Source organism: Shewanella electrodiphila, from assembly GCF_023283985.1.
In the GTDB taxonomy this organism is placed as follows: domain Bacteria; phylum Pseudomonadota; class Gammaproteobacteria; order Enterobacterales; family Shewanellaceae; genus Shewanella; species Shewanella electrodiphila.
Genome location: NZ_JAKIKU010000001.1, coordinates 503,946 through 527,670 on the forward strand (window position 1 = coordinate 503,946; position 23,725 = coordinate 527,670).

Below are 23,725 nucleotides of genomic sequence, written 5' to 3' on the forward strand. Positions count from 1 at the left end.
TAGGGGTTTTCATGAAAGTAGTTATTCCCGTTGCAGGTCTTGGGACAAGGATGTTACCTGCAACAAAAGCTATCCCAAAAGAAATGCTGCCTATCGTAGATAAGCCACTTATTCAGTATATCGTTAATGAATGTGTTGCTGCTGGTGTGAAAGAAATTGTACTGGTTACTCATGCTAGTAAAAATGCCATTGAAAACCATTTCGATAAATCTTACGAGCTTGAATCAACCCTTGAAAAGCGTATTAAGCGTCAGCTTTTAGATGAGATACAATCTATTTGCCCTAAAGATGTTTCGGTGATTAGTGTGCGTCAAGGTGAGGCTAAAGGACTAGGGCATGCGGTATTGTGTGCAAAACCTTGTATCGGTAATGAACCTTTTGCAGTTGTACTGCCCGACGTTATTTTAGATGAATATACAGCTGATCAAACGACTGACAATTTAGCTGCGATGATGGCACGTTATCATACCAGTTTTGCTAGTCAGATTATGGTTGCACCAGTACCTGATAATGAAGTGAATAAATACGGTATTGCAGACTGTAATGGAGAAGAAATTGCCCCAGGTGATTCAGCTAAAATCAAAGCTATGGTAGAAAAACCAGCTATTGGTAGTGCGCCGTCAAACTTAGCGGTTGTTGGTCGTTATGTATTATCTGAAAAAATCTGGGCATTATTAGCCAAAACGCCAGCAGGTGCAGGAGATGAAATCCAGTTAACAGATGCGATTGATATGCTGATTGAACAAGATACAGTTGAAGCGTTCAATATGACTGGTAAATCACATGATTGTGGCGATAAACTCGGTTACATGAAAGCGTTCGTTGAATACGGTTTGCGTGATAAAAAATTGGGTAAAGACTTTAAAGCTGAACTTAATACTTTGATCAATGCCTTTTAGCTAGTTAACCGATAAATATTTACAAATACTAGGCCTTAAGTGAAAACTTGAGGCCTTTTTTGTTTTCAAGCTTTTATAAAAGTCTTTTAAACATTTGCGTACAATTGGATCTTTCATTTCAGGTTCTTTTATTTCAGGTGCTTATATTTCAACATTTAGTGATCTAAATGATAGAACTTGTTACGAATGCTTGACGCTATTGGCCTGTACCTCATTGGCATTTTACAACTCATAGTCATTTCTTGAACACTATAATTGTGTTACTTATTTTGTATGCTAAGTTAGTGGTATCTAAATCATAAAATGGATTTTATATGCGGATACTTCATCATGGCGCTGTGAATGGTGTCACTGGCTCATGTCATCAGTTAGATGTGAATGAGCTAGGTGTTGTTTCAAGTTATCTTATCGATTGCGGCTTGTTTCAAGGGGCTGAAACAGCTGGTAAATCTTCGGCGCAGCAATTACAGATTGATTTTGATATTAGTGCTGTTCAAGCGCTTATTGTGACTCATTGCCACATTGATCATGTGGGACGTATACCGTATCTCATTGCTGCAGGCTTTAATAAACCCATATACGCAACAACAGCCACAGCAGCTTTGTTACCTTTGGTAATTGAAGATGCCCTTAAAGTTGGTGTTACCCGTGACAAAAACTTAATTAAAACGTTTTTGAAAAAACTGCGAGCTCTTATTCGTCCTGTTGAATATAACCAATGGGTTAGCCTTAAGATTAATACTCACTCTAGCGTTTCCCTTAACGCCAACTTAAGTCAAAGACATTGCTCCAACTCTAAAGCGAATTCTAATGATTTCGCTAGTCCTGCAGCCAAGAATAATGCTGTGCCATCTCAGTGTGATGTCTCTTCAATCAAGCTTAAATTTAAACCTGTGGGACATATTTTAGGCTCGGCGTATGTTGAGTTTGACTTGATGGGTAAGGATAAACACAGAGTGGTATTTTCTGGTGATTTAGGCGCAACTTATACCCCTTTATTAGCGAGTCCCCGTAGCCCTTATCGTGCAGATACCTTAGTGATTGAGTCCACTTATGGGGATAAAAACCATCAAGGCCGCAAGCACCGCACTCAACTGCTGAAGAAGATCGTGACTAAATGCGTGGCGGACAAAGGCGTAGTGTTAATACCTGCATTTAGTATTGGCCGCACCCAAGAATTATTATACGAATTTGAACAAATCATTAATCGCAACCCAGATAACGCTATGTGGCAACAAATTGATATTATTGTTGACTCACCTATGGCGGCTAAATTCACCGAGAAGTACCTTGAGTTCCAGCAATTATGGGATAAAGAGGCTAAAAAGGTGGTTAGCACTGGCCGGCATCCTTTAGACTTTAAGCAGCTATATACCATAGACAGCCATAAAGACCATTTAGCTGTAATTAATTACCTGAGTAATCGTAGCAAACCTGCAATTGTTATTGCGGCATCGGGTATGTGTAGTGGCGGGCGAATAATGAATTATTTAAAACGTTTTTTAGGTATGCCAACAGCAGATGTTTTATTTGTCGGTTATCAAGCGCATGGTACCCCGGGGCGCGATATTCAAACTTACGGCCCTAAAGGCGGATATGTGGTGCTCGATGATAATCGAATTAATATTAAAGCAGGGGTTTATACCATTAGTGGTTACTCTGCCCATGCAGACCAATCTAATTTAATTAATTTTGTAAAATGCATGCATCACAAGCCTAAGCATATTCGCATTGTTCATGGTGATGAAGAAGCTAAACTAGCCTTGGCTGAAAAATACCAGCAATTATTACCTGATTGTGAGGTTGTTATAGGCAAAGAATAACAGCCTTTTTACTGCAACTCCTAAGGAGTTGGATTTCAAGTTAACAGCTTTTAAGTTAGTGCCTTTTAAGTTAGTGCCTTTTAAGTTAGTGCCTTTTAAGTTCGAGCTTTTTAAGCTAGAGCCATTCAATTTTTTGATTCTCTAGGATAGTTGGTTTATCTAATTTTGTTATAGCGTTTGCAGTGACTTGACATCAATGCTGCATACTATAGTCGATATAATGTAAATACTTTTTCTGTTTGAGTTAGCGTCACTATTTAAGTTAATCAAGCTTGTTTTTCATCCCACCTTTTTTATCATCAATAATTCCTCCTTCATTTTGCCTCACTTGTGCCACTTACAGGCACAAGCTGTCCGCGGCGAGTTACTTTGCAAACCTTTCATTCCTTTATATTCCTTTTCGTTATACTAAACTCGCCATTAATAACTTTTACTATTGTTTGATGCTGGTAATATAATTATATGTAAATTCAGCTTAACAATTATTAAAGGGATGACTCTGACATTTGGGTCTCTTTTTCTCATATGAATTATTGAAGGTTTATTGGAACTGATATGTCGACACAATTGACTCATTTAAAGCAACTTGAAGCAGAATCCATACAAATCATGCGTGAAGTCGCCGCTGAATTTGATAATCCCGTGATGTTGTACTCTGTGGGCAAAGACTCCTCAGTATTGCTTCATTTGGCTCGAAAAGCCTTTTACCCAGGAAAAATTCCATTCCCGTTGATGCACGTCGACACCAACTGGAAATTTAAAGAAATGATTGCTTTTCGTGATCAAATGGCCGAAAAACATGGTTTTAATTTAATTGTGCATAAAAACCCTCGTGGAATGGCGATGAATGTTGGCCCTTTTACGCACGGTAGTGCTAAACACACCGACATTATGAAGACTGAAGGGCTTAAGCAAGCGCTAGATGAGCATGGCTTTGACGCTGCTTTTGGTGGTGCAAGACGTGATGAAGAAAAGTCTCGCGCTAAAGAGCGTGTTTATTCATTCCGCGACAGTAAGCATCGCTGGGACCCCAAAAACCAGCGACCAGAACTTTGGAACATTTATAACGGCAAGGTTGATAAAGGCGAGAGTATTCGTGTATTTCCGCTTTCAAACTGGACTGAGCTGGATATCTGGCAATACATTTACCTTGAAGGCATTGAAATCCCATCGCTATATTTGTCAAAACCTCGCTCTGTGGTAGAGCGCGATGGCACCTTGATTATGGTCGATGATGAGCGTATGCCAATTGAACCTAATGAAGTGGTAGAACAAAAAATGGTTCGTTTTCGTACTTTAGGCTGTTACCCATTAACGGGCGCAGTGGAATCAGAAGCTACAACTCTACCTGAAATTATTCAAGAGATGTTGTTATGCACCACATCTGAGCGACAAGGTCGCGTTATTGATAATGACTCAGCAGGCTCAATGGAGAAGAAAAAAATGGAAGGATATTTCTAATAACAGAAATACATTCGTTTTTATCTCGTCCAGTTAACCCAAATAGAATTGATAAAACTAGCGCCAGAATAACTGCGGTAGTTAAGGAAAAGTAATGAGTGATAGCACAAGCTTAATTGCATCTGATATCGAAGCATATCTAAACGTTCATGAAAATAAAGACATGCTCAGAGTATTAACGTGTGGCAGTGTTGATGACGGTAAATCTACGTTAATTGGTCGTTTATTGTTTGATAGCAAAATGATTTTTGAAGATCAAATGGCGGCCATTGAGAAAGATTCAAAGCGCTTTAATACCACTGATGAAGCTTTCGATTTAGCCTTATTAGTTGACGGTTTGCAGTCTGAGCGTGAGCAAGGGATCACCATTGATGTCGCTTATCGCTATTTTGCTACTGAGCAACGTAAATTTATCATTGCTGATACACCAGGCCATGAGCAGTACACCCGTAATATGGCGACCGGCGCATCGACATCCGATTTAGCGATTATTTTGATTGATGCTCGCCATGGGGTTCAAGTTCAAACTCGCAGACACAGTTTTATTTGTTCACAATTAGGCATTAAGCACGTTGTTATTGCGATTAATAAAATGGATGCCGTTGATTATGACCAATCCGTTTATCAAAACATTAAGAAAGACTACCGTGAATTTGCCCAAGATTTAGCCTTTGATGATATCCGTTTTGTGCCTATTTCTGCTTTAAAAGGCGATAACGTCGTCAACGAAAGTGACAATATGAAATGGTACCCAGGTTCTACGTTACTTAAGTTGCTTAATACGGTATCTATTACTGAAGATACTAATGCATCTTTCCGTTTTCAGGTTCAATATGTTAACCGCCCAAACCTGAACTTTAGAGGCTTTTGCGGCACTGTAGCGTCAGGTGAAATCCGGGTAGGTGACACTATAGTTGCACTACCATCAGGTAAAGAAAGCAAAATTAAATCGATTGTGACCTTTGATGGTGACTTAGAAAAAGCCTCAGCTGGTATGTCAGTAACGCTTACCTTAGAGAATGAAATTGATGTTGGCCGTGGAGACATGCTTGTTAGGCCCCATGATCAACCTCATTCATCTAATCACCTTGAAGCTGATGTTGTTTGGATGGCTGAAGAACCACTTCAACTAGACCGTGAGTATGAAATCAAAGCAGGCAGCAAGTCGGTATACGGTTATGTGGATGCTTTTAACTTTAAAGTTGATGTTAATACATTAGCTACCGAAAGTACCCAACAACTGGCACTCAATGAAATGGGTAACTGTCATTTTACCTTAACAGCGCCAGTGCAATTTGATTCATACAGCCAAAATCGTTCAACGGGCGCATTTATTATTATTGATAGGCTGACTAACGTGACAGTGGGCGCTGCAATGATCCGCTCGGCGGTTGAAGGCGAGGTAAGTTCAAAGCATCAATACTCTGAGTTTGAAGTTGAGTTCAATGCATTAGTACGTAAGCACTTTCCACACTGGGGAGCCAAAGTGATTGGCTAGCTTGTCATGGGAGTTGTAATTGCAATGAGTTGTTTTTATCACATGTAAACCGCTAGCTAACGCTTAACCAATATAAACAGCCAAGACTATTGCAAGCTACCCTTTCGCAAGCGAATTATAAAACATGGCTGCGAATACTGAGGAAACCACACATTGATAGAGTTAATAGAAGTGATGGCACTGATTAATAAGGTGCTTATTCTTTCGTTAAAAGTGTGTGGTGCTCTTTAGTCCTATTTTTTTACTTACTTAGCGTGAACCATTGTTATATGTCATTTGAAGCCTACGTTACAGTATTTATTTTTGTTGCCACTATCGTGGCATTATTGCGCTTTCAGAATCGGCCTGGCGCCGTTTTTGGCGTAACCTTATTACTACTAGTGGCTTCAGGCTTAGTAACCCAGCAACAGCTGTTATCTAGTATTGCTAATCCTGGGTTGATCACTTTAGTGTTATTGATCATTTGCTCTTTCGCATTAGAAAAAACCCGTCTCTTACGCCTTATAGCCTCTAAAATGATTTTAAAAAGCTACAAGGCTACTTTTATTCGGCTGTTTTCGTTAACAACGATCAGTTCTGCTTTGTTAAATAATACCGCGGTCGTGGCGACACTACTTTCGCCGATTCGAAATAACCCACACCATTTTGCTAGTCGATTATTACTGCCCTTGTCCTATGCAGCCATTTTAGGGGGAACATTAACCCTGATTGGTACATCTACTAATTTAATTATCAACAGTCTCTATTTGGATACTGCAGGGCAATCGTTATCTTTTTTCTCATTTACAGCCATTGGTTGTTTATTGGTTGTTGGTTGTGGTGGGGTATTGGCCTTTTCTGTTCGATTTTTACCTGAAAATGCGCCCGTGTCGGATTGTAGTAAGGGCTATTTTATTGATGCCAAAATAACCGAGCATTCTGAGTTGATAGGAAGAACTGTCGAAAATAATGGCTTACGCAATTTAGAGTCATTATTTTTGGTGGAAGTGGTGCGTGATGGATGTTTAATCAGCCCTGTTTCTCCTAGTGAAATACTCAGGCAAGATGACAGATTAATTTTTTCAGGTGACATAACTAAAGTTGAACAACTAGCTCAGTTCTCAGGCCTTAAAACTTTTGCCCATCAAAATGAACTGACAACCGCCAATTTGACTGAAGTCGTTGTTCGACCTGAAAGTATTTTAATTAGAAAAACACTTAAACATGTTGGCTTCAGAGCCTTGTTCGATGCTGCTGTTGTTGCGATTAGACGTGATGGTGAGCAAGTGTCGGGTAAGTTAGGTGAAGTGTGCATTAAAGCGGGTGATTTTTTAGTACTTGCTGTCGGTGAAGATTTTAAATCTCGCCGTAATATCAGTAAAAACTTTATCTTTTTGAGTGGTGTTGAAACTGAAGTTAGATTAAATGGCTGGCGGGCGTGGTTAGCGGTGGGAGGTTTTGTTTCTACTGTTGCGTTAGCGGCTTTGGGATGGGTTGAATTATTTCAAGGGTTAGTGATTTTACTTGGCTGTCTTATTTTATCTCAGTCGATTAGCGTTAATGAAATTATGCGTAGGCTGCCCATTGATATTTGGTTAATTGTTTCTGCGGCTATTTTGTTATCTCATGCATTGGCCAATGCCGGTGTTGTTGGCTTGTTGGGTGATTGGATAAGTGATGGATTTGACAGTAATCATGTTTACTTAGCATTGATTATTATATATTTTTTAACTTGGTTTATGACAGAGCTTGTAACCAACAATGCCGCAGCCGCACTGATGTTTCCAATTGCCTACAGTGTGGCGTTAGGGTTTGGAGTCGATGTCTTGCCGTTTGTGATGACGGTTGCATTTGCCGCCAGTGGCAGTTTTATTAGCCCCTATGGATATCAAACCAATTTGATGGTGTTTAATGCCGGTCAGTATAAGTTTAATGACTTTATTAAAGTCGGTTTGCCCGTCAGTATAGTTTATGGTGCGATTGTTATTCTGGCAGTGCCATATTTCTTTCCTTTTTAACGGCTTAAGTATTACAAGGATTTACCATGTCACAAACGCCTTATCAGTCTATTGACGTTAGCGCTGAAAAATCAACCGATGTTGTCTGGCACCTTGCTAGTGTTAGCCATGATGAACGCGCCAAGCTCAATGGACATAGCGCTGCGGTGTTGTGGTTTACAGGGTTAAGTGGCTCAGGTAAATCTACCGTCGCCAATGCAGTAGATAAAATGCTTTATGATTTGGGCTGTAAAACGTACGTGTTAGATGGTGATAACGTTCGTCATGGCTTAAATGGCGATTTAGGTTTTAGTGATACTGACCGAGTTGAAAATATTCGTCGTATTGGTGAAGTGTCAAAGCTATTTGTGGATGCTGGGTTGATTGTTTCTACAGCATTTATCTCGCCATTTTTACAAGACAGAGAAATGGTGCGAGCGCAGCTTAATCAAGGACAATTTATTGAAGTGTTTATTGATACGCCTATTGCAATTTGCGAGCAGCGAGACCCTAAAGGGCTTTATAAAAAAGCACGAGCGGGTGAGATTAAACACTTCACAGGTATCGACTCGGATTATGACATCCCTTTAACGCCTGAAGTCCACGTTAAAACGGCCGAAAAAGACATTGAAGCCTGCGCCAAGCAAGTGATTAACTATTTAATTGCTAATCACTACATCACTGTGAAGTGATATGTCGATGGATTTTGATGTGTTTAATTCTATTCCCATAATGAATCTGCAGTATGGGAAGTAAGTTATTTTATTACCAACAACTAACAGCACATCACCTCAAAAAAATCTCATCTTAAGTCTTAATGTCAGCGCCTTTTGTAACTTCGCCTATAAAGCAGCTGGCATTAGCAAGACCTGTATAATAGTGTTTAGCCATGCTCAGGTTACTCTAAAGTTAGCAACAGATAAGTTGTTTAGCTAATGCTACGTCGGTCACTGAAATTAAATTTAGTGCGACATAACTCGAACTCAATGATGTCCTGTCAATAAATATGGTTAAACTTGGCTAAAAATTAGGTAAACTTAGCCACAGTGAATCAAAGCATTCGATTTTTTAAAAGAGCTGTGAGCTGTTAGCTATGTGTTAAGTGCCATCAGCAGTCAGCCATGAGCTTGTAGTTTTTAATGGAGTGATAATGTCTCGTAAGTATTTTGGCACCGATGGGGTGCGTGGCAAAGTGGGTGAGTTTCCGATTAACCCATCGTTTGCGATGAAGTTAGGTTGGGCGGCAGGTACGGTTTTAGCCTCTGCTGGTACCAAAGAAGTGATTATTGGTAAAGATACCCGTATCAGTGGTTATATGCTTGAAACGGCAATGCAAGCTGGCTTTTCTGCGGCTGGTATTAATTGTGCGTTAGTTGGGCCTATGCCGACACCTGCGATTGCCTATTTAACATCGACTTTTAGAGCCGATGCAGGCGTGGTGATTAGTGCGTCACACAACCCTTATTATGACAATGGCATTAAGCTGTTCTCTAATTCGGGAACCAAACTTAATGATGCGCAAGAGTTAGAAATTGAGCATTTACTTGATCAAGCGATTAATCACGGCGCGATGACCTGTGTTGATTCAGATAAATTAGGTAAGGTACGTCGTATATCAGATGCTGCTGGTCGTTACATTGAGTTTTGTAAAGGAACTTTCGATAAAGATAAATCACTTACAGGGCTTAAGATTGTCGTTGATTCAGCCAATGGTGCTGCTTACCACATTGCTAAAGAAGTGTATGCTGAACTTGGCGCAGAAGTGATTAGCATTAATGACAAGCCTGATGGTCTCAACATTAACGAGCGTTGCGGTGCAACCCACTTAGACAGCCTGCAAACCGCAGTGATGGTGCATGAAGCAGACTTAGGTATTGCGTTAGACGGTGATGCCGATAGAGTCTTGTTTGTTGATCATAATGGCCATGCAGTTGATGGTGATGAAATCTTGTTTATTCTAGCTCAAGCCGCACGAGCTAAAGGTGAATTACAAGGTGGCGTAGTCGGCACCTTAATGTCTAACTTAGGTCTTGAGTTAGCGCTAAAAGAGATGGATATTCCTTTTGTTCGCGCCAAAGTGGGTGACCGTTATGTGGTTGAGCAATTAAAAGAGACTGGTTGGCAACTCGGCGGTGAAGGCTCGGGTCATATATTAAGCCTTAAACACACCACCACAGGTGATGGTGTTGTTGCTTCGCTTCAAGTGTTAAATGCTTTGATTGATTCAGGTAAAAACTTATCTGAAGTCAAATCTGGGATGACTAAACTGCCACAAATCTTGATTAACGTGCGCCTTAAAGCAGATAACGCTGATGAAATTATTGCATCTGAGCAGGTTCAAGCAGCTGTTAAGGCTGCTGAGGTTGTTATGGGTGACAATGGCCGCGTCTTGTTACGTAAATCTGGTACTGAGCCACTGATTCGAGTGATGGTTGAATCAACTTGTGAAGATATGACGCAGACTCAAGCTCAAAGTATTGCCGATGCAGTATCTGCAGCTAATTGATTTATTAGCTTGAACATCATTGTTTAGTCGGGGTTAACTGACTTAACTAAATACAAATTAAAAATGCCAGAGCGATGCTCTGGCATTTTTGTTTTATTTGTTACTATATAGGTAATAAAGCGCATTCCTTCAGTGTTTTCGATATAGAATTAGGTCAGATATAAAAATGATTTTGATAACCGGTGGGGCGGGGTTTATTGGCAGCGCACTAATACGCTACCTTATAAATCACACTCAAGAGCAAGTGTTAAATCTTGACGTGTTAACTTACGCAAGTAATTTAGATGCTTTAAAAGAGGTTTCTGACTCACCTCGTTACCACTTTGTTCAAGCTAATATTTGTGATGCTGAGGCGTTGCAGAGAGTTTTCGAACATTATCAACCTTCAGTTGTGATGCACTTAGCGGCAGAAAGTCATGTGGATCGTTCTATTTCAGGACCTTCGGAGTTTATACAAACTAATATTGTAGGTACTTTTCAGTTGCTTGAAGCATCTAGAACCTACTGGCACAAGATGAGTGGTGACAAAAAGTCTCAATTTCGTTTCCTTCATATTTCTACTGATGAGGTTTATGGTGATTTATCCCCAACGGATGAACCTTTCTCTGAATCATCCCCATATGCGCCAAGTTCACCTTATTCGGCATCAAAAGCTTCTGCAGAACATTTAGTCAGTGCTTGGCATCGAACCTATGGTCTCCCTATTATCATCAGTAATTGCTCTAATAATTACGGCGCTTATCAATTTCCTGAAAAATTAATTCCGCACATGATTTTAAGTGCCTTAGCTGGCAAGTCTTTACCGGTTTATGGTGATGGCTTACAAGTCAGAGATTGGCTGTTTGTTGATGATCATGTCGATGCTTTATATAACGTCATCAAAAAAGGGCAAGTCGGGCAAACCTATAATATCGGTGGAAATAACGAATACACTAATATTGATGTGATTAATCTGATCTGTGATTTGCTGGAGGAGTTAGCACCAGAATACAAAGCAGGCGATCAATTTAGGGATTTGATCACATACGTTAACGATCGACCAGGTCATGATAAACGTTATGCTATTGATGCTTCTAAAATCAAAAGTGATTTAGCTTGGTCAGCGAAAGAAACCTTTATAACAGGCCTTAGAAAAACGGTTAAATGGTATATCGCGAATGCTGGGATGTGGTTAACATTACCTCAAAATACTCTGTCTAAAAATCATATCGATATTGATAGTGTGTGTGAAGAAAAGAGCATTAAAAATATTAACGATGGTGAAAAGGGCAAGGCTGATGCACAAAATTAATCAGCAAGCCTATAAAGGAGTCGTATTGGCGGGAGGCACTGGTAGCCGTTTATTCCCGCTTACTTTAGGTACGTCTAAACAACTATTACCTGTCTATGACAAGCCCATGATTTATTACCCAATTTCTGTGTTAATGCTGGCAGGTATAAAAGATGTGTTAATCATCAGTACCGAAGAAGATTTATCAAGCTTTAAAAGACTACTTGGTACAGGGGAAAGGTTCGGTATTAACCTTAGTTATGAGATACAAGCTGCACCTGAAGGTATTGCGCAATCACTGATTATCGCAGAAGACTTTATTGCTGAAGATAATGTGGCTTTAGTGTTGGGCGATAACATTTTTTATGGCCATCATTTTAGAGATAAGCTACTCAATGCTGCCTCTAAAACTAAAGGTGCGACGATTTTTGGTTATCATGTTTGCGACCCAGAACGGTTCGGTGTAATAGAGTTTGACGCTGACGGAAAAGCGCTCAGCATTGATGAAAAACCATCATTGCCTAAATCTCAATATGCCGTAACAGGCTTATACTTTTTCGATAATGATGCCATTAACATAGCTAAATCTATTACTCCTTCAGCTCGAGGGGAGCTTGAAATTACCGATGTGAACATGGCTTATTTACAGCGTGGTGATTTAAGTGTCGAAACCTTAGGTCGTGGTTTTGCCTGGTTAGATACCGGTACGCATGATTCGTTACTTGAAGCGAGTCACTTTGTGCAAACCGTTGAGAAAAGACAAGGCTTAAAGGTCGCTTGTTTAGAAGAAATTGCCTACGCCAATGGTTGGCTCACTCAAGATGCATTAATTATCCAGGCCAAGTTTCATTGCAAAACCGCTTATGGTGATTACTTAATGTCATTATGTAAGGAGCACCAATTTTGAAGGTTATTGATACTAAGATTGCTGACGTTAAAATGATTGAACCTTCAGTGTTTAATGATGCTCGTGGTTATTTTGTCGAGACTTTCCAAGCCGATAGATATCAGCGTTTGTTAGGTATTGATAAAGCGTTTGTTCAGGATAACTACTCTCGCTCTAGAAAAGGTGTTTTGCGTGGCTTACACTATCAAAAAGTTAATCCTCAAGCTAAATTGGTTCGTGTTGTGAAAGGTACCATTTTTGATGTGGCCGTTGATATTCGCAAAGGCTCAGTTACCTTTGGCCAATGGGTCGGCGTAGAATTAACCGAGACTAATATGCGCCAGCTTTATATTCCTGAAGGTTTTGCTCATGGATTTGTCGCGCTCACTGAAATAGCTGATGTGGAATATAAATGCACAGATTATTATGACCCCAGTAATGAAGCTTGTATTAAGTGGAATGATCCTGAATTAGGCATTACTTGGCCCATTAAGAGTGTCATATTGTCTGACAAAGACGAGAAAGGTTTGCGATTTAAGGACCTGCTAAAGTGAAATGTTGGTTAGTTGGTGCGAGTGGTCAGTTGGGGCAATGTTTACAACAAGCGTTGATAGACAATCAGGTTTTTTCATCTATTGATCTGGTTAAATCAGTCCACACAAACCCTGACTATCCTAGTTCGGAATCTTTTAGCTTGAAAGCCTCGAGAACGAAACCGTTCAAGCTTGATATCACCGATTTTGATGCGGTAAAGCTCTTTGTTCTTACTCATAAGCCTAAACTCATTATCAATACAGCAGCTTATACTGAGGTAGATAATGCGGAGTCGAATATTGATAAGGCTTACAATGTTAATCATAAAGGCGCTAGAAATTTAGCCTTGGTTGCTAATCAATCCAATATCCCTATTATTCATATTTCGACTGATTTTGTATTTGATGGACAAGCGACAATTCCCTACCTCGAGGCTCACTCTTCGCGTCCCATAAATGTGTATGGCGCGTCAAAACGTCAAGGTGAGTTAACTATTCAACAAGCGTGTTCTCAACATGTCATTATTCGAACATCTTGGTTAATCAGCGAATATGGTAATAATTTTGCTAAAACAATTATTAGACTCGCTCAGAATAGAAATGAGTTACGTATTGTTGATGATCAAATAGGTTGTCCTACTTATGCAGGGAATTTAGCTAAAGCGATATTACACATGGCTGCACAAATCGCGCTGGGTAAAACAACCTGGGGTACTTTTCATTACTGCGGTAATGTTAGTACTAGTTGGTATGGATTGGCTAAAGCCATTGTCGAGGAAGCTAGTGTACAACGTAAGCTACTAACAGTCCCTATACTCCAGAGGATAAATACACTGGATTATCCTTTGCCAGCAAAGCGGCCACCATACAGTGTGCTTGATTGCCAACAGATAAAAATTGCCTGGGACATCGAGGCTTGCGATTGGCAAGCATCAATTAAAACCCTGATAAAAAATCTAGATGTTGCTGCCTTATAAGTAGCTTGTAAAACATTTGTTTAAACCTAAGCGGAAAGCGTATAACCTTCTTAAATAGCCGCTTTCAGACTACGTTTTTCTTAGTGTCACCTGTTAACTTATGAGGTGATGATATCACCTCTAACTAGCTGGCCAAATTCACTATGCCACTACAAACATCATTTAGGCTTCTTTGAAGGGCCTTGAGAGGTTGCCGTTTTTAGTTTTCATAAAGCTTAATCGAGGATTTACATTCTTAAGTAGATCTCAAAATTTGACAGGATTAAGCAATACGCATTAGCGCGGGGGTCATGGACAATTATTTAAAACTATAAGTTAACACCTGCATATAAAATATATAGCTATTAATAGTGACTTTTAAAGCAAACCGTTTGCAAAAACGCTATTAAACAGAATTTATTAACGGATGGATAATGAAAATTGCTATCGCTGGTACCGGTTATGTTGGTCTTTCAAATGCAATGCTTTTAGCGCAGCATCATGACGTCATAGCTGTTGATATTATTCCTGAAAAGGTGAGACTGCTTAACAATAAGCAGTCTCCTATTGTTGATGTCGAAATTGAAGATTTTTTAGCAAATAAAGACCTTAATTTTAAGGCTACACTGGACAAAATAGAGGCATATAGAGAGGCAGACTATGTGATAATCGCAACCCCGACTGATTATGATGTAGAAACTAATTATTTTAATACCTCGTCTGTCGAAGCTGTCATCAAAGAGGTGAACTCAATTAATCCCAATGCAGTTTTGGTGATAAAATCAACAGTTCCAGTCGGCTATACTGCGCGTATTAAAGAAGATCTGGGGTGCAAAAATGTGCTATTTTCACCTGAGTTTTTACGTGAGGGCCGAGCACTATATGACAACTTATACCCTTCACGAATCATCGTAGGTGAGCGAAGTGTGCGTGCCGAAATTTTTGCGAACCTTTTAGTAGAAGGTGCGCGAAAAGAAAATATTGAAGTGCTGTTTACTGACTCGACAGAAGCGGAAGCTGTGAAACTCTTTTCAAATACCTATCTTGCACTGCGTGTCGCTTATTTTAATGAACTTGATACTTATGCAGATACCCATGGGCTTGACCCCCGCCAAATCATAGAGGGAGTTGGGTTAGACCCTCGTATTGGCTCACATTACAATAACCCATCATTTGGTTATGGCGGCTACTGTTTACCCAAAGATACAAAACAGCTTAGGGCAAATTATGCCGATGTACCAAATAGTATTATCGGTGCCATTGTAGATGCTAATACCACCCGTAAAGATTTTATTGCCCAAAGTATTTTAAAGCGCAATCCCCATCGCGTGGGAATTTATCGGTTGATCATGAAGTCAGGCTCTGACAATTTTCGTGCTTCAAGCATCCAAGGTATAATGAAACGATTAAAAGCTAAAGGCATTGAAGTCGTTGTGTATGAGCCAGTGCTAGATCAGGATACATTTTTTCATTCAAAAGTGATTAAGAGCTTAGATGAATTTAAATCATCTTGTGACGTGATAGTGTCTAATCGTATGGTCGAAGAAATACGTGATGTCAGCGCTAAAGTGTATACTCGAGACCTATTTGGTTCAGACTAGTACGGCTAAAATTAAGTTATTGAGATAAGTTTATGAAATATTTAGTTACTGGTGCAGCGGGTTTTATCGGCAGTGCAGTGGTTGAAAAATTAACAGAAGCAGGAAATTGCATTATTGGAATTGATAATATCAATGATTACTATGATGTAAAGTTAAAACATGCTCGCTTAGATAGGATTAAAAACAAGAATTTTAGCTTCATAAAGCTTGATATTGCTGACAGAGATGCGGTTCAACAGCTTTTTATTGATGAACAATTTGACCGCGTTATTCATTTGGCGGCTCAAGCTGGGATAAGGTATTCAATTGAAAACCCCCATGCTTATGCTGATTCGAATCTTATTGGGTATTTGAATATTTTGGAAGGGTGTCGTCACACAAACGTTGGGCATCTAATCTATGCATCGTCGAGTTCAGTTTATGGCTTAAATGCCAAAACCCCATTTGAAACTTCTGACCGTGTTGACCATCCCGTATCTCTTTATGCGGCAACGAAAAAATCTAATGAATTGATGGCTCATACCTATTCGCACTTATATGATATTCCCACCACAGGTTTACGCTTTTTTACTGTTTACGGCAGCTGGGGGCGACCTGATATGGCGCCGTTTATCTTTATAAAAAAGATTTTAGATGGTGAGACTATCGACATTAATAACAATGGTGATATGTGGCGTGATTTTACTCATGTTGACGACATTGTAGAAGGCGTTGTCCGTATTGCCGATGTGATCCCAAGTAAAAATACATCTTGGACTGTTGAACAAGGCTCTCCAGCGACGAGTTCCGCACCCTATGCAATCTATAACATTGGTCATGGTTCACCCATTAACCTTATGGATTTTGTTAAAGCGATAGAAACAGAATTAGGGATTAAAGCGAAGAAAAAATTTAGGGAAATGCAACCAGCTGATGTATATCAAACTTACGCTGATGTTGCTGACCTTTTTGAAGCAACCGGTTTTAAACCTTCAGTTGATGTTAAAGCTGGTGTTACTGAATTTGTTAAATGGTATCGAGACTTCTATCACAAATAATCACTAGAAATGGTCAGTTTAATGAGGGTTTAATTATCAATAGTAAGTAGGTCTTGCAATTGACGTTTTTAAACCTCAATGACTACTTTACTGGAGTGTTACCAATAACTACCTTTAGTAAAAAGGACTAAACTACTATTAAGTCATTGAAGTCGACATTCCACTGTAAAACTAATGCTCAAGTCTTCAATAATTTTACTTTCAGTTAATGATTATTCTTTTAAATAAGAAGGACTTCACAAATAATTGTGAAGTCCTTTTTTAATGGGATTAGTTTATCGGTAAATAGAGTTATTACTTTCTCAACATTCTCGCCACATACATGCCGTCTGAATTCGCTTCATTTGGCCACACTGTAATGTGTTTTTGTTGAGCTTGGGTGAATGGGTGTGTACTCAACACGAGATCAAAGTTTGGGTTGTGTTGTAAAAACTGCTCTACCACTTGTTCGTTTTCTATCGGTGATAATGAGCAAGTGGCATACACAAGGTGCGCGCCAGTTTTAACGGCTTTTGAACTACGAGACAATATATCAAGCTGCAGTTCTGATTTATTATCTACGCAGCTTCTATCATCAATCCAACGCATGTCTGGGTTTCTACGCCAAGTGCCTGTGCAGCTGCATGGGGCATCCACTAAAACACCATCAAAACTGTTAGCGTCGACTGGTAAGTCGTCGCTTTTCCAGCGCGCAACAGTAATGCCTTTGAAGTTTGCTCTTTTGGCGCGCTTTTTAAGTTCTTCTAACGCTTTTGAGCGAATATCCGAAGATACAATAGAGCCGGTTAGTTTGGCTTTTGAACTTGAACTTAAATTTGAACTCGCATTTTGTAGCATAAGCGAATGAAGCTGTAAGGTTTTTCCGCCTGCGCCACTGCAAGTATCCCACCATTTCTCATCAGCCTTTGGCTGGCAAGTATTGCCAATCACTTGCGAAGCTAAATCTTGTATTTCAACTTGGCCTTGCTTGTATAATGCGACGTCATTGAGGTTAATACTTTTATTGCCAAGACTTAATGCATCAGCAAAGTATTCACTAGCACTGGCATCTATCCCTGCTTGCTGTAACTGCTTTACTGCGACTTGGGTATCAATATTTTGTGCTCTTGCCCATATCGGTGGACGTGAGCTCATCGCTTCGATCAGTTTAATTTGTTGAATTTCGTCTTCAATTGGGCAAACATCCCAGAACCAATCTGGTACTAACTGCTGTTCTTTAAATTCAATATCAGCAAATAGTTGATTCATTAGCTGGTTTCTATCGCTAACAGATAACGCATTGGCTTCTTGTATTGAAAGATAAGCTCGAGTCATGAAATCTGCAATGGTTTGATGTTGCTCAGTGCTAAAACCTGAAAAGCTTTGCCAAGCGTTAGCAAATTGCTGCCAGTTATGTTGCTCCAATAGGGCGCAACAACTCAGCATCTTAAACCAGGTTTGTTCGTCATGTTGCGAACCTAACTGTTTAAGCCATCCCCACCAACGAAATAATCCAAATAAGGTTTCGCGGATCACACGACGATCTTTCGAACCATGCTTTTTATGTTCCCTAAAGTAGTTAGCAACAATTCTATCCGCAGGCATTTTAGTGTCTAACACTTCATCAAAGAGTTTTTTAATGGTACTCGAATAGCTCAGAGCTCTTTTTTCTGCGGGTGTTGTGGCTTGTATTTGGGAATGATTAGCTGGCTGCATTTTTGACTCAAACAGTGGTTACCAAAAGGTTTTAAAAGCTCTTGGTCACACGAAATTAATTGAGCTGCAGTTTACCATGTCTTTAATTTTGGTTGAATATGTATAAGTGTTCATTGACGAACTGAGTGCTCGCCCTCTTTCTAAAGGGAGAGCAGTAATGACATTAAAAAGGATGATCGACCATGACCCACGCATTAGTGCTTTCATCTGATTGGGCAACATCAAGTCTTACAACAATCCCTGCGGTTAATGCTCTTAGTGATACGCCATAATCGTATTTCATGTCAGTTAGTAGCTCATCGCTAGTGTAAGACTCACCGACACGCCCTGCTTCAACAAAACCAACCAATTGGAACCAGTCTAAACGAAGAAACTTGAGCCAGTTAACGTCTTCAATCGGATTGTATTTCAGGGTGTAACGGTACTCAGCACTGCCATAAATCACTGCTTTATCATGGAAACGTTTATTATCAAATCCGCGCATGCGATAAAAACCACCTAAGGTTGCTCCTTCGCTGTAAGGTGCGTTATTGGTAACAATTCTTCCACCTTCATCGTTGTATTCAAGCTCCCAGGTGGGTGAATAACCAGTCCAAAAATTTAACGCAATAATTCGTTGTGATGCGAAATCCGATTCACCAAATGAAAAGTATTTACTGGCTTCAAACTCAATAAAGGTCCATTGCTTTTCTGATTCGAACCAACCTGCATCATGAGAGATAGCGACATACTGTTTACTACCGTAACTGGGGTTGATTGAAAAATCAGTGTTGTCGTATAAAAGCCCTAACTCAATAGCGTGAATTGCGCCATCAAGCTCACCATCATCAAGTTCAAAACTTTCGTAGCGGTTAAATTGCCTTAGCACGGCAACAGTAGCGCCTGATTCCATCGGGTTCCACACTCTGCCCCCAGTGGGCTCAGAGGTGAGTAAGCCTCTAGTTAAGTCATAGCTCACTGTGCTTTTATCACGTGTTGCGCCGATAGGTAGCGTGTATTCAATTTTTATATCCCACCAATTTGAGGCGCCATCAGCTTGCAGAAATTGCTCATTGGATGAGTCATTGCTGCCTGGCAATGGTGTTCCAACTGGAATGTATTCACCGGCTCCGCCAGCATAGGCTTTTTGTTGCGGGTAATAGCCCATAAAGCCGACCAGGCTCATAAAAAATCGGTCTGTTTTAGGTAAACGGTAATTCCAAACGCCAGCGCCCGCACCATAACTGACATCGCCGCCATAGACGGTACCACCAATGGTCATTTGCTCTTGATGGTAACCACTTACCATGGCGCCCACGCCCAAATTTAATCCCATAGAGTCAGTGCTAAATACGTAAGGGAGGATCAGTTTCTCAACCCCAGTATCTTTGGTTTCGACGCGATTAACTGCTGATTTGACGTTTGCAGGTGCTGCTATGGCAGAAGGTATGGTCAATAGCACGGTAAAGGCTATTAGGCTGATGAAAAAAATGTGCTGCTGGATCGCTATCGCTTTGGCGGTACTGAGGTATTGTTTCATCATCTACTAGCCCTGTCGTTTCTTCGAACATACAAGCTATCAAGTTCAAAGGGGAGAGTTCTAAGGAAGTGTTTTGTTGATTATTTGTTTCTATTACATTGAATAATATAGATTGTTATATCGGAAAGATACAGCTTAGAAATCAATTATCGCCACGTAGCAACACAGTGTGACAATGTTTGAACTGTCGGCGGAATTTACGAAGTTTAGTTAGCCGTATAAATGATCGTAAACACATTAATGCTCAGTCGAAATTGCTCACTCTCTCTTTTGATAAGCTTTTATTCCTTGTATATAAAGGAAAAAGTATATTAAAGAAAAGGAATATTAAAGAATAAGCACATTAAAGCTGGAGCATGTTAAAAACTGAATGGTTCGGTGCTCCATATTGGCATGCACCGAACCGAATCGTTAATTTAAAAATCTAAATCGAGCGCAAAGCAAAGGTAGCTCATCAAGTTGATGGTTTTGTTAAATTCTTGGGCGCAATAATCGACAAAATCATTAGCGCAAACTTGTTCAATTGTAATGGGTTTTATAGCAATAAAATCCTTACGCTTTAGTTCATCAATAAGAGGGTGCGCTTTATCAAAACCCCGAGGTGGCCTTACTAAGCTATCACCAGATAATTCAAACCCAGCTTTTTCTAATGCTAATAAGGCTTTTTGATAGCCGTTAGGGTTTTCATCAATACAATGTCTAATTGCATTTAATGCCTTTGATTCAGGATGCCAAATGCCAGCAGCAAGAAAACAGCCTTCATTAGCTAAGTGTAAATATAAGCCTGGAGCATGAACATCTTTACCCTGAAAGTGTCTAAACTGAATGCCAACATTCAACTTATAAGGACTTTTGTCTTTACTAAAACGGCTGTCTCGTTGGGGGCGCATCATGCTGCCGCCCACTTTTTTAGGGACTGCGGTTAGGCGAGGGGACAAATTTAAAATCGGACCCTGCATTGCTTCGATAAATTTGAGTGTAGGGGTTCTGACTCTGTCTTCATAATCTTGTTGGTTGGCTTTAAACCATTCACGATCATTGTTATTGGCAAGTAAGGTGAGAAAATCGAAACTTTGCTGAGTGTACATAACAAATCCTAAAAATGATGAAGGTAAAGTGTGCCATAAAGGCATTGAATTTCAATCTATGATTAGCTTTACCTCGTCAATATATGACCTTAACTCGCTATATTCAGTTGATGTATACGAGTAGCAATTATAAAGGCTGACCTACGCCTAAACTCATACTTGAATAAGATGATTTATGTTGAGTGTTAAAACATCAAATTTAAGTTACAGGTGTACTTTTTTAGGAAATATATAAAGTTAGCTACTACTTTTGGCGCTTTGAGAATATAGCGTTAATGAGGTTAGCGACTGTTGGTGATAGTTTTTTTATATCATTTGTATTTTTTTAGTAGTATTTTTAATCTTTAGGAGTATTATGCGCTTCCAAACTGATTGAGAGTAATTTTTTAACTCGACATTAACTCTGTTAAATTGTTGTTTTGGCTTAAGTTGATGATGCTTGAACGGTGATATTACCTAACAAACTCATTTATTCTACTCTAGCTTTTCTAATTTAACGCTATTAAACAAGGTTCTGTAAAAAGGCTTGAACATGACAAAAAATGCATTACAAATTCTTGGCTGGTGTGAATGGGCGACGTTTCCTGAACTTGGCAATGAACGGATCAATATGAAAGTTGATTCCGGTGCTAAGACGTCATGTTTACACGCTTTCAGGATTAAACCGTTTACAAAAGCAGGTGAAGACTGGATTAAAGTCTGGTTTCACCCAGAGCAAGAGTCAGATAGAGAATTGATTTGTGAGTTTGCAGTGTTTGACCGTCGCCATGTAAAAGATTCAGGTGGTCATATTACTCATCGCTATGTCATTAAAACGCCTATCATTATTGGCGAGCAACAATTTGATATTGAACTCACGCTTACACAGCGTGACAACATGCAATTTAGAATGCTATTAGGTCGTAGAGCACTAGCTGGACGCTACTTAGTTGACTCATCAGCATCATACTTAACAGGAGCCTAAGCCCATGCGCATTGCAATTATGTCTAGAAATAAAGACTTATATTCTACTCGTCGCCTTCGAGAAGCTGCGGTTGCTCGCGGTCATGATGTTCAAATCATCGATCCGTTAGCATGTTATATGAACATTAATATGATGGCGCCAAGCATTCATATGCGTGGTGAAGAGTTGCCTACATTTGATGCTGTTATTCCGCGTATTGGCGCATCAGTGACATTTTACGGTACAGCAGTGTTACGTCAGTTTGAAATGATGGGTGTACACCCCTTGAATGAATCGGTAGCCATTTCTCGCTCGCGGGATAAATTACGTTCATTACAATTGTTGTCACGTAAAAACATCGGTTTACCAGTGACTGGTTTTGCTAATAAGCCTGCAGATGTCCCTGATTTATTAGACATGGTTGGCGGTGCCCCTTGCGTGATTAAACTGCTAGAAGGTACCCAAGGTATTGGCGTTGTTTTAGCTGAAACCCGTAAAGCGGCTGAAAGTGTGATTGAAGCTTTTATGGGCCTTAAAGCCAATATCATGGTGCAAGAATATATCGAAGAGGCTGGTGGTGCTGATATTCGTTGTTTTGTTATTGGCGATAAAGTGATTGCAGCAATGAAACGTCAAGGCGCTGAAGGCGAGTTTCGCTCTAACCTGCATCGAGGCGGCAGCGCTACAGTTGTTAAGTTAACACCTGAAGAACGTTCAACCGCAATTCGAGCAGCTAAGACCATGGGGTTAAATGTGGCTGGTGTAGACATCTTACGTTCAAAACATGGTCCTTTAGTGATGGAGGTTAATTCATCTCCGGGGCTTGAAGGCATAGAGCAGTCTACAGGCATTGATGTGGCTGAAAAAATTATTCAATTTATAGAGAAAAATGCTAAACCAAGCAGCACCAAAACCAAAGGTATTGGTTAATGGCGCCAAAGCGTGAAGCGTTTACCATTGGTGAGTTTAGTATTGATGCTGGCACACGTGCCAGTATCAAACTGCCCGCAGCAAAATTGTATAACGACACGCCTTTAGAGCTGCATGCTGAAGTGTTTCATAGTAAAAAGCCTGGCCCTGTACTGTTAGTGTGCGCCGCCATTCATGGTGATGAGTTAAATGGCATTGAGATATGCCGCAGGTTGATTGATAAGATGAGCATCAGAACCTTAACGGGGACTTTGGTGGTTGTTCCTATCGTCAATGTGTTTGGCTTTATTCATCAGTCTCGTTATCTGCCAGATAGACGCGATTTAAATCGCTGTTTTCCTGGGAGTGCGAAAGGGGCGCTTGCGAGTCGTTTAGCACATTTATTTTCGAGCGAGTTGATTTCAAAGGCCACTCATATTGTTGATTTACACACTGGTGCAATCCATCGTGATAATTTCCCGCAGATCCGTTGTGATACTGATGATGAAACAATGATGGCAATGGCGACGGCGTTTGGAGCGCCAGTGATCATGGACTCTAAATCTGTAAAAGGCTCAATGCGTGGCTACGCTAATGACAAAGGTATTGCCTGTATTTTATATGAAGCTGGTGAAGCACTGCGTTTTAGCGAGCTGTCGATAAAATCGGGTGTCACAGGTGTGCTTAACGTGATGCGCTATTTAGGCATGCTAAGCAGTAAGCTTAAACCCACCGCTTCGATTAATGCCAGTCGAAGCTATTGGTTAAGAAGTGAAGCGGATGGCTTAGTGAATGTGAAACGTAAAATAGGCTCTCGGGTAAGCAAAGGTTGCTTGCTGGCTAATGTGGTCAACCCGTTCGGCAGCGAAGTAACCGAATTAAGATCGCCAACAGATGGCATCATTATTGGACTGACAAACATTCCAGTTGCCAATGAAGGTGAAGCGCTGTTTCATATTGCGCAGTTTGTTGGTGATGATATTGAAATTGCGAACGAGCACTTAGACGAGTTTATTTCGACTTACGCTTAACAGAATCACCTAGGGTTAATCCTTTATGAGCCACTGATTAGTTATTTCTATTCAGTGGCTTATTGCTATATGCGTACAAATAACGCTATTGGT

General features: G+C 40.1%; 20 protein-coding genes. 16 read left to right on the plus strand and 4 right to left on the minus strand.

Annotation, left to right across the window (positions count from 1 at the left end; translation table 11 throughout):
• Positions 1–11: 11 nt before the first annotated feature.
• Both galU and L2737_RS02285 read left to right on the plus strand, forming a co-directional pair.
• A complete protein-coding gene (gene galU / locus L2737_RS02280) occupies positions 12–899 on the plus strand; it encodes a UTP--glucose-1-phosphate uridylyltransferase GalU (protein ID WP_248954619.1) in 888 nt (295 codons plus the stop codon).
• A gap of 314 nt (positions 900–1,213) precedes the next feature.
• Positions 1,214–2,722, plus strand: coding sequence for an MBL fold metallo-hydrolase RNA specificity domain-containing protein (locus L2737_RS02285; protein ID WP_248954620.1), 1,509 nt, complete (start codon positions 1,214–1,216; stop codon positions 2,720–2,722).
• Here L2737_RS02285 and L2737_RS22490 read toward each other — a convergent pair.
• A complete protein-coding gene (locus tag L2737_RS22490) occupies positions 2,687–2,851 on the minus strand; it encodes a pentapeptide repeat-containing protein (protein ID WP_428848366.1) in 165 nt (54 codons plus the stop codon). The genes L2737_RS02285 and L2737_RS22490 overlap by 36 nt on opposite strands.
• Positions 2,852–3,277: 426 nt before the next feature.
• Here L2737_RS22490 and cysD point away from each other — a divergent pair, with 426 nt between their 5' ends.
• From cysD to L2737_RS02340, 11 genes are all read left to right on the plus strand, one after another.
• Positions 3,278–4,183 (plus strand): sulfate adenylyltransferase subunit CysD, encoded by a 906-nt coding sequence (cysD, locus tag L2737_RS02290; protein ID WP_248954621.1) that lies wholly within the window; start codon positions 3,278–3,280, stop codon positions 4,181–4,183.
• A gap of 94 nt (positions 4,184–4,277) precedes the next feature.
• Complete coding sequence (gene cysN / locus L2737_RS02295) at positions 4,278–5,681, plus strand: sulfate adenylyltransferase subunit CysN (protein ID WP_248954622.1); 1,404 nt, start codon at positions 4,278–4,280, stop codon at positions 5,679–5,681.
• Between the two features lie 269 nt (positions 5,682–5,950).
• Positions 5,951–7,678: an SLC13 family permease gene (locus L2737_RS02300; protein WP_248954623.1), complete on the plus strand. Its 1,728-nt coding sequence runs from the start codon at positions 5,951–5,953 to the stop codon at positions 7,676–7,678.
• 26 nt (positions 7,679–7,704) lie between these two features.
• The gene (gene cysC, locus L2737_RS02305; RefSeq protein ID WP_248954624.1) at positions 7,705–8,349 is read left to right on the plus strand and encodes an adenylyl-sulfate kinase; all 645 of its coding nucleotides are present in this window, start codon (positions 7,705–7,707) and stop codon (positions 8,347–8,349) included.
• A gap of 458 nt (positions 8,350–8,807) precedes the next feature.
• On the plus strand, positions 8,808–10,163 hold the full coding sequence (gene glmM, locus L2737_RS02310) for a phosphoglucosamine mutase (RefSeq protein ID WP_248954625.1): 1,356 nt from the start codon (positions 8,808–8,810) through the stop codon (positions 10,161–10,163).
• Between the two features lie 166 nt (positions 10,164–10,329).
• Positions 10,330–11,454 (plus strand): dTDP-glucose 4,6-dehydratase, encoded by a 1,125-nt coding sequence (gene rfbB, locus L2737_RS02315; RefSeq protein ID WP_248954626.1) that lies wholly within the window; start codon positions 10,330–10,332, stop codon positions 11,452–11,454.
• Complete coding sequence (gene rfbA / locus L2737_RS02320) at positions 11,441–12,340, plus strand: glucose-1-phosphate thymidylyltransferase RfbA (RefSeq protein ID WP_248954627.1); 900 nt, start codon at positions 11,441–11,443, stop codon at positions 12,338–12,340. The genes rfbB and rfbA overlap by 14 nt, the downstream gene beginning before the upstream one ends.
• A complete protein-coding gene (gene rfbC, locus L2737_RS02325; protein ID WP_248954628.1) occupies positions 12,337–12,873 on the plus strand; it encodes a dTDP-4-dehydrorhamnose 3,5-epimerase in 537 nt (178 codons plus the stop codon). The genes rfbA and rfbC overlap by 4 nt, the downstream gene beginning before the upstream one ends.
• Positions 12,870–13,829, plus strand: coding sequence for a dTDP-4-dehydrorhamnose reductase (gene rfbD, locus L2737_RS02330; protein WP_248954629.1), 960 nt, complete (start codon positions 12,870–12,872; stop codon positions 13,827–13,829). Before rfbC ends, rfbD begins: the two co-directional genes overlap by 4 nt.
• Positions 13,830–14,242: 413 nt before the next feature.
• Complete coding sequence (locus L2737_RS02335; protein ID WP_248954630.1) at positions 14,243–15,409, plus strand: nucleotide sugar dehydrogenase; 1,167 nt, start codon at positions 14,243–14,245, stop codon at positions 15,407–15,409.
• A 32-nt stretch (positions 15,410–15,441) separates the two neighbouring features.
• On the plus strand, positions 15,442–16,446 hold the full coding sequence (locus L2737_RS02340) for an NAD-dependent epimerase (protein WP_248954631.1): 1,005 nt from the start codon (positions 15,442–15,444) through the stop codon (positions 16,444–16,446).
• Positions 16,447–16,740: 294 nt separating this feature from the next.
• On the opposite strand, the gene L2737_RS02345 is transcribed toward L2737_RS02340, so the two are convergent.
• From L2737_RS02345 to L2737_RS02355, 3 genes are all read right to left on the minus strand, one after another.
• On the minus strand, positions 16,741–18,141 hold the full coding sequence (locus tag L2737_RS02345) for an RsmB/NOP family class I SAM-dependent RNA methyltransferase (protein WP_248954632.1): 1,401 nt from the start codon (positions 18,139–18,141) through the stop codon (positions 16,741–16,743).
• Between the two features lie 163 nt (positions 18,142–18,304).
• Positions 18,305–19,663: a BamA/TamA family outer membrane protein gene (locus L2737_RS02350; protein WP_248954633.1), complete on the minus strand. Its 1,359-nt coding sequence runs from the start codon at positions 19,661–19,663 to the stop codon at positions 18,305–18,307.
• A 413-nt stretch (positions 19,664–20,076) separates the two neighbouring features.
• Positions 20,077–20,748, minus strand: coding sequence for a DUF2461 domain-containing protein (locus L2737_RS02355; protein WP_248954634.1), 672 nt, complete (start codon positions 20,746–20,748; stop codon positions 20,077–20,079).
• A 532-nt stretch (positions 20,749–21,280) separates the two neighbouring features.
• On the opposite strand from L2737_RS02355, the gene L2737_RS02360 reads away from it, so the two are divergent.
• The 3 genes from L2737_RS02360 to L2737_RS02370 are packed head-to-tail and all read left to right on the plus strand — an operon-like array spanning position 21,281 to position 23,632.
• Positions 21,281–21,712: an ATP-dependent zinc protease family protein gene (locus L2737_RS02360; protein WP_102529175.1), complete on the plus strand. Its 432-nt coding sequence runs from the start codon at positions 21,281–21,283 to the stop codon at positions 21,710–21,712.
• 4 nt (positions 21,713–21,716) lie between these two features.
• Positions 21,717–22,622 (plus strand): 30S ribosomal protein S6--L-glutamate ligase, encoded by a 906-nt coding sequence (gene rimK, locus L2737_RS02365; RefSeq protein ID WP_248954635.1) that lies wholly within the window; start codon positions 21,717–21,719, stop codon positions 22,620–22,622.
• Positions 22,622–23,632 (plus strand): succinylglutamate desuccinylase/aspartoacylase family protein, encoded by a 1,011-nt coding sequence (locus L2737_RS02370; RefSeq protein WP_102529173.1) that lies wholly within the window; start codon positions 22,622–22,624, stop codon positions 23,630–23,632. The genes rimK and L2737_RS02370 overlap by 1 nt, the downstream gene beginning before the upstream one ends.
• Positions 23,633–23,725 lie beyond the last annotated feature (93 nt).

Excerpts from the sequence above, each read along its gene's own strand:
- galU (WP_248954619.1), top strand. The coding sequence starts at position 12 with ATGAAAGTAGTTATTCCCGTTGCAGGTCTTGGGACAAGGATGTTACCT.
- L2737_RS02285 (WP_248954620.1), top strand. The coding sequence starts at position 1,214 with ATGCGGATACTTCATCATGGCGCTGTGAATGGTGTCACTGGCTCATGT.
- cysD (WP_248954621.1), top strand. The coding sequence starts at position 3,278 with ATGTCGACACAATTGACTCATTTAAAGCAACTTGAAGCAGAATCCATA.
- cysN (WP_248954622.1), top strand. The coding sequence starts at position 4,278 with ATGAGTGATAGCACAAGCTTAATTGCATCTGATATCGAAGCATATCTA.
- L2737_RS02300 (WP_248954623.1), top strand. The coding sequence starts at position 5,951 with ATGTCATTTGAAGCCTACGTTACAGTATTTATTTTTGTTGCCACTATC.
- cysC (WP_248954624.1), top strand. The coding sequence starts at position 7,705 with ATGTCACAAACGCCTTATCAGTCTATTGACGTTAGCGCTGAAAAATCA.
- glmM (WP_248954625.1), top strand. The coding sequence starts at position 8,808 with ATGTCTCGTAAGTATTTTGGCACCGATGGGGTGCGTGGCAAAGTGGGT.
- rfbB (WP_248954626.1), top strand. The coding sequence starts at position 10,330 with ATGATTTTGATAACCGGTGGGGCGGGGTTTATTGGCAGCGCACTAATA.
- rfbA (WP_248954627.1), top strand. The coding sequence starts at position 11,441 with ATGCACAAAATTAATCAGCAAGCCTATAAAGGAGTCGTATTGGCGGGA.
- L2737_RS02335 (WP_248954630.1), top strand. The coding sequence starts at position 14,243 with ATGAAAATTGCTATCGCTGGTACCGGTTATGTTGGTCTTTCAAATGCA.
- L2737_RS02340 (WP_248954631.1), top strand. The coding sequence starts at position 15,442 with ATGAAATATTTAGTTACTGGTGCAGCGGGTTTTATCGGCAGTGCAGTG.
- L2737_RS02345 (WP_248954632.1), bottom strand. The coding sequence starts at position 18,141 with ATGCAGCCAGCTAATCATTCCCAAATACAAGCCACAACACCCGCAGAA.
- L2737_RS02350 (WP_248954633.1), bottom strand. The coding sequence starts at position 19,663 with ATGATGAAACAATACCTCAGTACCGCCAAAGCGATAGCGATCCAGCAG.
- L2737_RS02355 (WP_248954634.1), bottom strand. The coding sequence starts at position 20,748 with ATGTACACTCAGCAAAGTTTCGATTTTCTCACCTTACTTGCCAATAAC.
- L2737_RS02360 (WP_102529175.1), top strand. The coding sequence starts at position 21,281 with ATGACAAAAAATGCATTACAAATTCTTGGCTGGTGTGAATGGGCGACG.
- rimK (WP_248954635.1), top strand. The coding sequence starts at position 21,717 with ATGCGCATTGCAATTATGTCTAGAAATAAAGACTTATATTCTACTCGT.
- L2737_RS02370 (WP_102529173.1), top strand. The coding sequence starts at position 22,622 with ATGGCGCCAAAGCGTGAAGCGTTTACCATTGGTGAGTTTAGTATTGAT.